The sequence below is a fragment of the Vibrio sp. Vb1337 genome, from assembly GCF_033338715.1.
Taxonomy (GTDB): Bacteria; Pseudomonadota; Gammaproteobacteria; order Enterobacterales; family Vibrionaceae; genus Vibrio; species Vibrio alginolyticus.
This window is the reverse complement of sequence record NZ_JAWOTD010000028.1, coordinates 11,978-25,542: the sequence shown is the minus strand read 5'-3', so window position 1 is coordinate 25,542 and position 13,565 is coordinate 11,978. Positions and strand designations below refer to the sequence as shown.

At 46.3% G+C, this 13,565-nt stretch carries 10 protein-coding genes; 5 read left to right on the top strand and 5 right to left on the bottom strand.

Translation table 11 applies throughout. The features are described from left to right. The first annotated feature begins 96 nt into the window (after positions 1 to 96). Positions 97 to 2,658 (top strand): penicillin-binding protein 1A, encoded by a 2,562-nt coding sequence (locus R7E42_RS21580; protein ID WP_005381325.1) that lies wholly within the window; start codon positions 97 to 99, stop codon positions 2,656 to 2,658. A 52-nt stretch (positions 2,659 to 2,710) separates the two neighbouring features. Here the strand turns inward: R7E42_RS21580 and oxyR are convergent, their stop codons facing one another. After that, positions 2,711 to 3,622: a DNA-binding transcriptional regulator OxyR gene (oxyR, locus tag R7E42_RS21575; protein WP_005381326.1), complete on the bottom strand. Its 912-nt coding sequence runs from the start codon at positions 3,620 to 3,622 to the stop codon at positions 2,711 to 2,713. Positions 3,623 to 3,791: 169 nt separating this feature from the next. On the opposite strand from oxyR, the gene R7E42_RS21570 reads away from it, so the two are divergent. The 3 genes from R7E42_RS21570 to R7E42_RS21560 all read left to right on the top strand — a co-directional run bounded on the left by R7E42_RS21570 (position 3,792) and on the right by R7E42_RS21560 (position 6,837). After that, positions 3,792 to 4,520 (top strand): redoxin family protein, encoded by a 729-nt coding sequence (locus tag R7E42_RS21570; protein WP_005382781.1) that lies wholly within the window; start codon positions 3,792 to 3,794, stop codon positions 4,518 to 4,520. Between the two features lie 190 nt (positions 4,521 to 4,710). Further along, entirely contained in the window at positions 4,711 to 6,183 is a 1,473-nt protein-coding gene (locus tag R7E42_RS21565; RefSeq protein WP_318072985.1) for a dihydrolipoyl dehydrogenase, read from the top strand. Between the two features lie 372 nt (positions 6,184 to 6,555). Continuing rightward, a complete protein-coding gene (locus R7E42_RS21560; RefSeq protein ID WP_017633527.1) occupies positions 6,556 to 6,837 on the top strand; it encodes a DUF3624 domain-containing protein in 282 nt (93 codons plus the stop codon). Between the two features lie 194 nt (positions 6,838 to 7,031). Here R7E42_RS21560 and argH read toward each other — a convergent pair whose 3' ends face one another. The 4 genes from argH to argC all read right to left on the bottom strand — a co-directional run bounded on the left by argH (position 7,032) and on the right by argC (position 12,265). Further along, positions 7,032 to 8,906, bottom strand: a complete 1,875-nt coding sequence (argH, locus tag R7E42_RS21555) for an argininosuccinate lyase (protein ID WP_005381331.1) — start codon at positions 8,904 to 8,906, stop codon at positions 7,032 to 7,034. A gap of 242 nt (positions 8,907 to 9,148) precedes the next feature. Then, on the bottom strand, positions 9,149 to 10,363 hold the full coding sequence (locus R7E42_RS21550) for an argininosuccinate synthase (RefSeq protein WP_017821738.1): 1,215 nt from the start codon (positions 10,361 to 10,363) through the stop codon (positions 9,149 to 9,151). Between the two features lie 84 nt (positions 10,364 to 10,447). Then, positions 10,448 to 11,239, bottom strand: a complete 792-nt coding sequence (gene argB / locus R7E42_RS21545) for an acetylglutamate kinase (protein ID WP_005381333.1) — start codon at positions 11,237 to 11,239, stop codon at positions 10,448 to 10,450. Between the two features lie 21 nt (positions 11,240 to 11,260). Beyond that, on the bottom strand, positions 11,261 to 12,265 hold the full coding sequence (argC, locus tag R7E42_RS21540; RefSeq protein ID WP_005382790.1) for an N-acetyl-gamma-glutamyl-phosphate reductase: 1,005 nt from the start codon (positions 12,263 to 12,265) through the stop codon (positions 11,261 to 11,263). Between the two features lie 144 nt (positions 12,266 to 12,409). Here argC and argE point away from each other — a divergent pair, with 144 nt between their 5' ends. Beyond that, entirely contained in the window at positions 12,410 to 13,546 is a 1,137-nt protein-coding gene (gene argE / locus R7E42_RS21535) for an acetylornithine deacetylase (protein ID WP_005381335.1), read from the top strand. Positions 13,547 to 13,565 lie beyond the last annotated feature (19 nt).

Sequence of the window (13,565 nt, the reverse complement as noted above, 5' to 3'; positions counted from 1 at the left end):
TCCAAATAAGAGTTAATATCTCTTATGTGCTAAATTTTTGACCTAAGAGTACAAGGGTTTGCCGTTACACAGCCTCAACCAATCAGGGATTCTCCGGTGAAGTTCATAAAGCGTTTATTATTTTTAACATTGATTTGCATAATTCTTGGAGTCACCACAATATTTGGCTTCTATCAGTACGTGAAGCCTGAATTGCCAGATGTTGCAACTCTAAAAGACGTTGAATTACAAACACCTATGAAGGTGTTTAGTCAAGACGGGAAGCTGATCGCACAGTTCGGTGAAAAGCGTCGTATTCCTGTTACTTATGACGAAATTCCTCAAGACTTAATTCACGCGCTCATCGCAACCGAAGATAGTCGTTTCTATGAGCATCCTGGTATCGACCCTATCGGCATCACTCGTGCAGCGGTTGTTGTTGCGGTTTCAGGCTCGGCTAAACAGGGTGCAAGTACGATTACGCAACAGCTAGCTCGTAACTTCTTCTTATCTAATGAGAAGAAGATCATGCGTAAGATTAAAGAGATTTTTATTGCTATCCATATTGAGCAGCTTTTAAGTAAGCAAGAAATCATGGAGCTTTATGTCAATAAAATCTTCCTTGGTTACCGCTCATATGGCTTTGGTGCTGCCGCTCAAGTGTATTTTGGCAAGAGCCTTGATGAATTGACGTTAAGTGAGATTGCAACACTCGCTGGTATGCCAAAAGCGCCATCAACCATGAACCCAATTTACTCTCTTGAGCGCGCAACAAAACGCCGTAACGTTGTATTAATGCGAATGCTTGATGAGAAATACATTACACAAGAGCAGTATGACGAAGCACGCAATGAGCCTATTGTGGCGCGTTATCATAGCGCTGAGATTGAGCTTTCCGCACCTTACGTAGCAGAGTTGGCTCGTGCATGGGCAGTAAAAGAATACGGTGAAGAAGAAGCTTATACCTCTGGCTTGAATATCTACATGACTGTGGATTCTAAACTGCAAGATGCTGCAAATACGTCTGCGGTAAATAACCTCTTGTCATACGATGAACGTCATGGCTACCGTGGTGCAGAAAGTGTGCTTTGGAAAGAAGGGGAAGCGGCCTGGGACAATGAGCAAATAGAAAAGCACCTGAAGAAACAGCCAACTTATGGTGACCTTTACCCTGCGGTTGTGACGAAAGTCGATGATAAGACGGCACAAGTATGGGTTAAGAACCATGAAGAGCAAACCATCCCTTGGACTGGAATGCACTGGGCTCGTAAGTACATTACTGATAACCGCCAAGGCTCAACACCAAAGTCAGCGCATGATGTGCTAGCGACAGGTCAACAAGTTTGGGTTCGCGAAGTAAGTGAAACCGATGAAGATGACAACACAACACTGAGCTGGAAACTGAGCCAAGTGCCGACAGCAAACACCGCGTTTGTTGCGATGAACCCAGAAAATGGCGCGATATTGTCGCTGGTTGGTGGTTTCAACTTTGTTCACAGCAAGTTTAACCGTGCAACCATGTCAGTGCGTCAGGTTGGTTCAAGTATCAAGCCTTTCATCTACTCGGCAGCAATTGACAAAGGGCTGACTCTAGCCACTTTGATTAACGATGCGCCGATCAACAAGTGGGATGCAGGTTCTGGTTCAGCTTGGCGACCAAAAAACTCACCACCGACTTATGGTGGTCCAACGCGTCTTCGCCTCGGCTTAGCTCAATCAAAAAACGTCATGGCAGTGCGTACACTCCGTGAAGTTGGCCTCGAGGAGACACGTCAGTACCTTACTCGTTTCGGTTTTGATATTAACCAAGTACCGCGCTCAGAGACCATCGCACTCGGAGCTGGCAGCTTAACACCAATGAAAGTGGCACAAGGTTACTCTGTGTTTGCGAACGGTGGTTATTACGTTGAACCATTCTATGTAGAACGCGTGGAAGATGCATTCGGTGAAGTACTGTTTAAAGCCAATCCAAAGAGTGTTTGTCATAAGGATTGTCCACAAATGAGCGAGCAGCCAGAAAATCGCTACGCTGATGAATTTGGCGAACAAGACGTCGCAATTGACGGCCTTGCAACAGACAATGCCCTTGAAAATGATGAACCTCAATATGCACCGCAAGTTATCTCTGAACAGAATGCATTCTTAATGCGTGAGATGATGTACAGCAACATTTGGGGTGGCGGTAACTGGCGTGAAGGCACAGGTTGGAATGGTACAGGCTGGCGCGCGCAAAAACTTGGTCGTCGTGATATCGGGGGTAAAACGGGTACAACGAATGATTCCAAGGATGCTTGGTACAATGGCTATGGACCTGGTGTCGTTGCGATAGCTTGGGTTGGCTTTGATGATCATTCACGTGCACTTGGCCGCACCACTGTTAACAGCAACCTAGGGCAAGGCCAAATTTCTGGTGCCGAGTCGGGTGCGAAAACCGCAGAGCCTGCTTGGATTGACTTCATGCGTGTTGCGCTAGAAGGGACGCCGGAGCAAGGTAAAAATATTCCAGAGGATATTATTCGAGTTCGTATTGATCGCAACAGCGGTATGCTAACGCACAAAGTAGATAGCACATCAATGTTCGAATACTTTGAAAAAGGCACGGAGCCTACCGAATACGCTGGCGACCGTTTAGAAGATAGTATTTATTCTTCAGGCTCTGGCGCAGAAGAACTGTTCTAAATCACAAAAGCACAAGGGAGAGCATCAAGCTCTCCCTTTTTATTTCTGCTTTTTATGCTGCAGCATTCAATGATGGATAAGAAGCCAACACCTCTTTAATCTTCGCTGCTAAAGCTTCAAACCTAGCTCGTAATGGTGAGCCCGGACGGTATACGAGCACGATATTACGCGAGGGGGTTGGGTTAACAGCTGGTACGTAGCATACGCCATCTTTTTGCTTCTCATTAGGGATAGAAAGCTGAGGCAATAACGTAATCCCCGCACCGGCAGCAACCATGTTGCGTAACGTCTCCAAGCTGGTGGCTTTAAAACGCTCATCGTCTTTTGCACCAGCGGCAAAACAAAAACCTAACGCTTGATCTCGCAGACAGTGGCCGTCTCCCAACGCTAAAACGGTTTTACCATTCAGCTCCAACATATCAACATGGTCGAGAGAGGCCCACTCGTGGTCACATGGCACTGCGACACTTAATGGCTCTTGATACACTTCGATCTCTTTAAATGGCGCAGTTTCATCAACCGAAGCTAAAACTAAGCAATCTAGTTTGCCTTCTTCCAATTGACGCACTAATTGATGTGTTTGAGCTTCGTGCAGAAATAGTTCCAACTCAGGAAATGCTTCTTTTATCTGCGGCAGAATTTTGGGTAGTAGATAAGGCCCAACCGTCGGGATGAAACCAATATGCATCGGTCCAGTCATGGCTCCGCTTTGACCACTTGCCATATCTCTGAAGGTTTTCACTTCACTTAAGATGCGTTTAGCCTGCTCCACCAGCTGTAACCCTGAATCGGTAAACAAAACACGTCGGCTGCTTCGCTCTAAAAGCGTGGTCCCGAGTTCATCCTCTAGTTTACGAATTTGCCCACTCAATGTTGGCTGGCTAACAAAACATGCCTCTGCCGCTTTGCGAAAGTGCTTATGTTCCGCAAGTGCAACTAAGTACTCAAAATCTCGAATATTCATAATTCACGCTTCGCTTCTTTAACAATAGCTAATACCTATCAAAACCATAACACCAAACGATTAGAGCTATCAAAGAATTTTTACAATAATGGGCTCAACAAAACGAAACAGAGCGACGAAAAACGCTAAGCTCTATACGCATAATTTAAAATAGTTAAAGGAAATCATTATGTTTGTATCTAAAGAAGGTCAACAAGTCCCTCAAGTTACTTTTCCAGTTCGTCAAGGTGACTCTTGGGTGAATGTAACGACCGATGAGCTATTTAAAGGTAAGACCGTTATCGTATTTAGCTTACCGGGTGCATTTACTCCAACCTGTTCATCAAGCCATCTACCTCGTTACAACGAATTGTTCCCTGTATTTAAAGAGCACGGAGTGGATGAGATTATTTGTGTCTCGGTCAATGATACGTTCGTGATGAATGCATGGAAACAAGACCAAGAAGCAGAAAACATTACCTTCATCCCGGATGGTAATGGTGAATTCACCGATGGCATGGGTATGTTAGTCGATAAAAACGACATCGGCTTTGGCAAACGTTCATGGCGTTACAGCATGCTAGTAAAAGATGGCGTAGTGGAAAAAATGTTCATTGAGCCAAACGAACCAGGCGACCCATTCAAGGTGTCAGACGCAGATACGATGCTGAACTACATAGCGCCTGACTACAAAACGCAAGAATCCATCACGGTGTTCACTAAACCAGGCTGCCCTTTCTGTATGAAAGCGAAACAAAATCTGATTGACCACGGTCTTCAATATGAAGAAGTGATTCTGGGTAAAGACGCAACAACAGTTAGTCTACGAGCTATATCTGGTCGCACGACTGTTCCACAAGTCTTTATCGGTGGCAAGCACATCGGCGGTAGCGAAGAGCTAGAAGCGTATCTAGGCTAAGCTGTCCAAAGCCTACACCCTCGGTCTCCGGTGCCTTTGGCTCGGAGGCCAACCCTAAACCACTTCTTCTACTAGTCTAGATAAGTAGTCATCTGCCAATAAGGTGACTACTTATCCAGATTCAACTATCCAAATCACTCTCCAAGCTCAATGTAGCTAGCTTGGCTTAAAACAAAAGCGAGAGTTCACGATGAAACAAGTAAATGTCGACGTAGCGATTATTGGTGGCGGTACGGCTGGTCTTGGTGCTTATCGAGCAGCAAAAGCTCATACCAACAGCGTAGTAATGATTGAGGGCGGTCCCTACGGAACAACCTGTGCTCGTGTCGGATGCATGCCGTCTAAGCTGTTAATTGCGGCAGCAGAAAGTGTTCATCAAATCGAAAAAGCACCTGGATTTGGGATACACCCGCAAGGTGAAGTACGAATTAACGGACGAGAAGTTATGGATCGTGTAAAGCGCGAACGCGATCGTTTTGTTGGCTTTGTGCTTGAAAGTGTCGATGATATTCCCGCTGAAGACAAACTATCGGGCTACGCGAAGTTTGCCGATGACCGCACTCTCATCATAGATGATCATACTCAGGTCACCGCACAGCGCATTGTTATTGCGACAGGATCTCGTCCAGCATATCCGGCAGCTTGGAATGAACTGGGTGATCGCCTAGTGATTAACGATGATGTGTTTGACTGGGATGACTTACCAGAGTCCGTGGCAGTATTTGGCCCAGGAGTCATCGGTCTTGAATTGGGTCAGGCTTTACACCGCCTAGGGGTGAACGTGAAGCTCTTTGGCCTTGGAGGACAAGTGGGCCCACTGACAGACCCAGAGGTGATGGCGTATGCAGATAAAGCCTTTAAGGAAGAGTTCTACCTTGATGCAAATGTAAAAGTCGAAAGCATGAAACGCATTGCTTCGTCAGACAATGACGGCGAAGACAAGGTCGAAATCCAATTCATCAACCATGATGGCGAATTAGAAACTTTCGTTGTCGATTACGTATTGGCCGCAACGGGTCGTCGTCCAAACGTCGATAAGCTGGCGATCGAGAACACCAATGTGGCTCTCGATGAACGTGGCGTACCAACGGCGGATCACTATACATTGCAAACTTCGGTAGAGAGCATCTTCATCGCAGGTGATGCAAGTAACCAAATTCCACTGCTGCACGAAGCCGCTGACCAAGGCCGTATTGCTGGAGACAACGCAGGCCGTTTCCCAGATATTCGTGCGGGTCTGCGTCGCTCACCAATTTCAGCCGTGTTCTCCGACCCTCAAATTGCTATGGTTGGCGAAACATATAAACAACTAGAAACACGTCTAGGCACATGTGGATGTTTCGCAACCGGTGAAGTCTCGTTTGAAAATCAAGGACGTTCGCGCGTCATGCTTCGTAATAAAGGCATTCTGCATGTCTACGGAGAGCAAGGCACTGGACGTTTTTTAGGTGCAGAAATGATGGGCCCGAATGCAGAGCATCTTGCTCACCTTTTAGCATGGGCGCACCAAAATAGGATGACGATTTCTGAGATGTTAGATATGCCCTTCTATCACCCAGTGATTGAAGAAGGCGTCCGCACCGCTCTACGTGATTTGAATGCAAAACTACACTTAGGGCCAGAAATGGTGAAACATTGTCTTGACTGCGGCCCTGGCTGCTAACGCTTTCAGGCTTCTATCTAAATATAAAGCAAAGCCTCGTCATCAACGAGGCTTTGCTTTACTACTTCGGCGCAATGAAATCTCTCTTACGCTGCCATCATTGCATAGCGGCTGACCATACAAATCGCGACAACACCGATCATAAAGAACCCACCAGCGATACTCAGCGCAAGTTTCAACTCTGTCGACATCATTATATTTCCTGTTAAAGACTGACAGCGCACCATACATCAATTACGTGCCACAAAGCTTTTACAAAGCTAACTTTCCATTTTTGGTTGTGTCATGGCGATCTAAGCCCGTGTAAGAAACGCTTTCCACCATTTAGTTAGATATATAATCTGAAGCAACACTAATGGTTTGGAAAACACTATGACTTGTCGCCGCTGCGAAGAACATTGGTTTTGGAAAAAACTTGGACGTTGCCAACGATGCTTGGATCAATTGACGGTACTTTCTGTACTGTGTTGGATTGTATGGTGGTTTACGCTCAAAGATGATCCACAAAGCATCGAGTCGATCGCTTTGATCTTTGCCGGCTTCGCTTTCAACGTTTTGTTGTTTTTACACTTATGGATGCGTTTTGTCATCTTGCCTTGGCAGCGTCGACGGGGACAAAAAAAGGCGAATAAAAAAGAGAAAAGTGACAGATAGAAAAAAGCCCCAAAACCAATGTCAGTTCTGGGGCTCTCTTAGATTCTTCTAAGAAAAAGCAGTGGTACTTTAATAGACCGGGCTTCCTCTCAAAGGTTCCAAATTTTTTCGATTTTTTTAGCGAATACTGATGTAAGTAAGCAGGAAAATGACTATGTCATTGAATGCTAATAAAATCACTCCACAACTTCAGTTCATGCCACATGCGTTTTTTGGATCACTTGCTCCATTAAATTGATCTCAAGCGCTACCTCATCACATGCATGTTGACGTGGGCACTGATCGCAATCTTTCAGAACTTTCTCCGGCAGTAATGACTTCGATGTCGGTAAAAAGCTTTGCTTCATAAAGAACTCAGGCGTTCGCGTTAGAACAAAGACTTTCTTGATCGCCATCTGGCGCGCTTTCTCAACCAAATAGTTCACAATCGCACTGCCCTGCCCTTGGCCTTGCCAGCCCGCTTCGATACCAAGAGAGCGTATTTCAGCCAACCCTGAGTCATACACATATAGAGAAGCACAACCCGTCACTTCACCATGATGCTCAGCCACCGCGAAAGAGCCAATATCTCTCACGAGCTCATTACGAGAGCGCGGAAGATTCTCACCAAGGTTCGCCCAGTAAGCAACCATACCTTCCAACGTTTCAATGTCCGTCAAACGTGCAGGACGCACTTTCACCGCCGAGCTGTCACGCTGGCTCAGGCGCTTATCCGCTTGTTCTACCGCGTAAGCGACCTGGTGAGGCGAAACACCACCCAAAGCACAACGCTTTTCCAAACACGAATCGATAGTCAGAATGTCATACACATCCGCTTCAATGACCTCTGAGAAGGCTTTTAACTCTTCGATAGACAGCTCTTCTAGCGCACAACCTTTAGCAATAGCACCAACGACCGCGACACCGACGATGTGGTGAGCTTCACGGAATGGGATGCCTTTCGCCACTAGGTAATCAGCTAACTCTGTCGAGTTTGCGTAACCTTGTTTCGCCGCTTCTAGTGTGCGCTCGCCATTCACTTTAATACCGTCAAAACACAGAGCTGCCATTTCCATGCAGTCGTTCCATGTATCTAAAGCGTCAAACAACCCTTCTTTATCTTCCTGCATGTCTTTGTTGTACGCCAATGGCAAGGCTTTAACTGTCATCATCATGCTCGATAATGCGCCATAGACACGCCCTGTCTTACCACGGATCAACTCAAGTGCATCTGGGTTTTTCTTCTGTGGCATTAATGACGAACCAGATGTCACCGTATCCGCTAACTCAATGAAGTTTGACTCGCCTGAATTGTAGAAGATCATATCTTCTGCAAGACGAGAAAGGTGAAGCATAGAAATCGACGCCACCGACATCAGTTCCATCACATGATCACGATCTGAAACCGAATCGAGTGAATTACGCGTAGCACGGTGGAAACCGAGATTATGTGCTAATTGTTCGCGATCAATCGGATAAGCCGTTCCCGCTAAAGCACCCGAGCCAAGTGGACAAGTGTCGAGACGCTGTAAGGCATCATTCAGACGAGAATAGTCACGCTCGAACATTTCAACATAAGCCAAGCACCAGTGAGCAAAGGTTACAGGTTGAGCACGCTGAAGATGAGTATAGCCTGGCAATACGGTGCCTTGGTGCTGTTTAGCAACATGGACCATTTGTGCTTGTAGGCGATCTAAAGCAATCAATAATTGCTGACCTTGCTGACGACACCAAAGTTTCAAGTCTGTGGCGACTTGGTCATTCCGAGAACGCCCAGTGTGGAGTTTTTTACCTAAATCTCCCACTTTACTGATTAGCTGCTGTTCAACCCAAGAGTGGATATCTTCTGCATCAGAGCGAAGAATTTGGTGAGGGTCTTCCATCACTTCTAACTTCAGCTCATTTAAAGCAAGTTCCAGTTTTTGTTGTTCTTCTGCCGATAGCACATCAACAGAAAGCAGAGCTTTAGACCATGCGATTGAACCTACGATGTCTTGCTCAGCCAATCGGTAGTCAAAACGCAACGAATCATTGAACTCTTTAAATCTGGTGTCTGCCGCTTGGGTAAATCTTCCGCCCCATAATGCCATTGCGTCTCTCCTGATGACTATTGCTTACTCTAACGTTCTCGAATGAGTAGTAACCAATTTGATGGTCATTTGCTCACTTTTTCTTATGGGTCAACGTTACGGCAATTTCGATAAAAAATAAAGTATAAATTCAATATTTTTACATATATATTCAAGGCAACTTTAGATACCCGCTTTTAGAAACCAAAAGACCCGCCTATAAATGGCGGGTCTTTATTCAATCCAAGATGGATGTTAAGGGATTATTTCTTCTGGCTGTTCAATGCACGAATACGGCTTGATAGCGAGTAAAGACGGATGAAACCACCTGCATGGCTTTGGTCGTATACTTCATCTTCACCAAAAGTCGCGAACTCTTCTGAATACAAGCTGTTGTCAGAACGTTTTTGCGTCACTGTCGCTTGACCTTTGTAGAGCTTAACAACCACTTCACCGTTAACGTCTTGCGCTAGCTCTTCTGAAGCGGCAAGGATCGATTTACACAGTGGCGTAAACCAACGGCCATCGTATACAAGGTGAGACGCTTTTAGACCTAGCTCCTCACGGAATTCGAATGATGATTTGTCTAGCACAAGCTGCTCTACAGCACGCAGCGCTTCCATCATGATGGTGCCTCCCGGTGTTTCATAACAACCACGAGACTTCATCCCAACAAGACGGTTTTCCACGATATCGATACGGCCAACACCGTGCTTAGCGCCCTTCTCGTTTAGGTAAACCAGTGCGTTGTATGGTGTCATCGCTTCACCATCAACTTCGACCACTTCACCTTTTTCTACTTTCAGCGTGACGTATTCCGCTTCATTTGGCGCTTGCTCTGGGTCGACAGTCCACACCCAGCAGTCTTCGTTTGGTGCGTTCCACGTATCTTCTAAAACGCCGCCTTCCGTCGAAATGTGCCATGCGTTTGCATCACGTGAATAGATCTTAGTAAGAGACGCAGAGCAAGGAATATTACGCTCAGCTAGGTAATCCAAACACTCTTCACGGCTCACTAGGTCCCACTCACGCCAAGGTGCAATCACTTGTAAGTCCGGTGCTAGTGCTGCGAATGCACCTTCGAAACGCACTTGGTCGTTACCTTTACCTGTACAGCCATGACACAGTGCATCCGCGCCCACTTTACGTGCCACTTCAACCTGCGCTTTAGCAATGATTGGACGCGCCATTGATGTACCTAGCAGGTACTTACCTTCGTAGTACGCGCCGGTTTTTAGCGTTGGGTAAATGTAGTCTGCGACCATTTCTTCTTTCAGGTCAGCGATGTAGCATTCAGAAGCACCGGAGGCTTTTGCTTTCGCTTCAATGCCTTCTAGCTCTTCGGCACCTTGACCAACATCGGCAACGAAAGCCACTACTTCACAGTCGTAGTTCTCTTTTAGCCACGGGATAATTACTGAAGTATCTAGACCGCCTGAGTATGCGACTACCACTTTATTTACGTTCACTTTGCTCATGTTTTTTCTCCAAACTTAACTGGCGCTGCGCTCGGCGGTCAGTGCCAACTACGACTTCCTAATATTGAATTCTTTTGCTGATGCTTATTGAGGCAAGAATTGAGTACCAATACTTTCACCAGCGAATAACTGTGCTAATTTTTCTGGGTAACGCCAGGTCGCGACTTCAATTGGACGGCCAAGATCATTGGCGGCCTCCAAAGCGGCTTTAACTTTGACGATCATGCCATCGGTGATCACATGCCCATCGATCAACGAGTTAGCTTGCTGCTCTGACAGGGTTTTGATCAAATGGCCTTTTCCATCTAATACACCACTCACGTCTGATAACAGGACTAACTCCGCATCTAATGCGCCCGCAACCGCGACTGCTGCTTGATCAGCATTCACATTCATCATCTGGCCATCTTTGGTTAAACCAATTGAACTAATGATCGGCAGTGCACCTGTGTTTAGCACCGCTTGTAATAGTGCTGAGTCACCCGGTGATGCTTTGCCTACCGCGCCGAGTTCTGGGTCAAGTTCTTCAACAAGACACAAACCACCATCCGCAAGGCTAAGGCCCACAGCGTTAAGACCGTCCGCAATCGCTTGACCTTGAAGTAACTTATTCGCAGTGCCTGCGAGCGCGCCTGCAATCACAGGAATTTGATCGTAAGGCGTTACGCGTAAACCGTTTTTCTTTACGGTTTCAAGCTGAAGCTTTGCCATCAACTCATCAACTAGGTAGCCACCGCCATGAACGATGGCGATTTGTCGCTGTGCCGATTTTTGGTAGGCCGCAATGGCACCAAACAGTTGGCTTAAGGTTTGAGTGCATGATAGAGCTGCACCACCTAGCTTAATGACTAAAGGAGCTTGATTGGTTTGCGTCATCGCATTTCCCTCTTTCAACGACTACAGCAACGCTGTCAGTTCTGGGTAACCGTAATGAATATTGAGACATTGCATCGCTTGACTCGATGCACCTTTAAGTAGGTTGTCGATCGCCGAAATCACAATGATGTGTTCGCCTTGAACCTTCCAGCCGATATCACAGAAAGGGGTATTTTCGACATCCTGAATACGTGGAATACCATCACCTTTAAGACGAACCGCAGGCTTGCCTTGGTAAGCTTGTTCAAACGCCTGTGCCACTTGTGCTTCTGTCACACCTTGCGCAAGCTTCATGGTGATAGTGGCAAGAATGCCGCGTTTAAAGTTGCCGAGGTGCGGAGTAAAAATCACATCGCAACCCAAGTGCTGAGCAATCTCTGGCTGGTGACGATGGTTAAAGACACCATAAGGTTGCAAGCTCACTTCACAGAAGCTGTTAACCATGGAGGCTTTACGCCCTGCACCTGATACACCGCTGGTTGCGTTAATCACTGGCCATTGGTTGGTATCCAGTAATGCATGTTCTAATAAAGGTTTGATTGCAAGCTGTGAAGCGGTTGGATAACAACCTGCTACTGCAATCAAAGGAGTAGTTTTTATTGATTCTTGGTTCCACTCTGCTAAGCCGTATGCTGCTTTATCTAGCCAGTTGTTATGTTGATGTTCGAAGCCATAAAAAGTGTCGTAAAAGCCTTCACTTTTCACACGGAATGCACCCGATAAATCGAATACCTGACAGCCTGCCTCCAAGAAAGTTGGGGCTAAATCATGGCTGACTTCGTGAGCCGTTGCCAAAAACACCACGTCCGATTCTTGAGCGATTTGCAGTGGATCCGTTAGTGGTAAAACTGGCATATCAATGATGCCCGCTAGCTTACCGTGCAGCTGCGCGATGCTCTTTCCCGCATCAACACTGTTGGCGGAAACGTATAAACCTGATAGCGTGAGTTGTGGGTGTTTATTAACCATTAACGCTAACTCTGCGCCGGTGTAACCGCTGGCTCCAATAATCGTGGTTTTTAGCATTGTGTAACATCCATATACTTAAAGGCTCAAATGACTATTCATATTTAATTTTTGCTTTATTTTGATTTTTTATTCATTAAATATGATTTAATATGTGTTTTACATTTTTGTGGTCTGTCTGTCAACAGGAGATTTGAAGAATCCATGCAATTACCAACTTTTCTAGAGGTCTATGAAGGACTCATCAGCACCTCTTCTATCAGCTCCACGGATCCGAGCTGGGATCAGGGCAATGCAAAAGTCATCGAAAAACTCGCATCTTGGTTTAAAGATCTGGGTTTTAGCGTTGAAGTGATCGAAGTCGAGCCAGGCAAGCACAATATGATCGCACGTATGGGAGAGGGAGAAGGTGGCCTTTTACTTGCTGGCCATAGTGATACCGTGCCATTCGATCAAGGGCGATGGAATTTTGATCCGCATAAACTGACGGAAAAAGACAACCGCTTCTACGGTTTAGGCACAGCAGACATGAAAGGCTTTTTCGCCTTTATTTATGAAGCAGTGAAGAAAGTCGATTGGAGCAAGCAGAGCAAACCACTTTACGTATTAGCCACTTGTGACGAAGAGACCACCATGTTGGGCGCGCGACATTTCACAGCAAACGCCCCATTTAAGCCGGATTACTGCATCATTGGTGAACCCACCAGCCTTGTACCAATTCGAGGTCATAAAGGGCATGTGGCAAATGCCATTCGCGTAACAGGCAAGTCCGGTCACTCATCGGACCCAGCGCTTGGCGTTAACGCTATTGAGATCATGCATGAAGTCATGTTCGCCATGATGCAACTGCGTGACAAATTGATTAAAGAATATCACCATCCGGGTTTTGCCATTCCAAGCCCAACCCTAAATCTTGGACACATTCATGGTGGTGACAGCGCTAACCGTATTTGTGGTTGCTGCGAACTGCATTACGACGTGCGTCCTCTTCCCGGCATTAGCCTTGATGGTTTAGAGAACATGTTGCGCGGAGCATTAAAAGAAGTCGAAGCGAAATGGCCTGGGAGACTGGAGATTATTCCATTGCATGAGCCTATTCCGGGTTACGAATGCCAACATGACCACCCATTTATTGGTGGTGTTGAAGAGATCTGCCAAACCAGTTCAGAAACCGTGAACTACTGTACTGAAGCACCATTTCTACAGCAGTTGTGTCCAACCTTGGTGCTCGGCCCTGGGTCAATCGACCAAGCCCATCAACCGGATGAGTTTCTATCCTTCGACTTTATCGACCCCACAATTGATGTGCTTTCAAAGGCGATGGTCAAGTACTGCTGTTAATACGCGTTTAAGCTCGAAA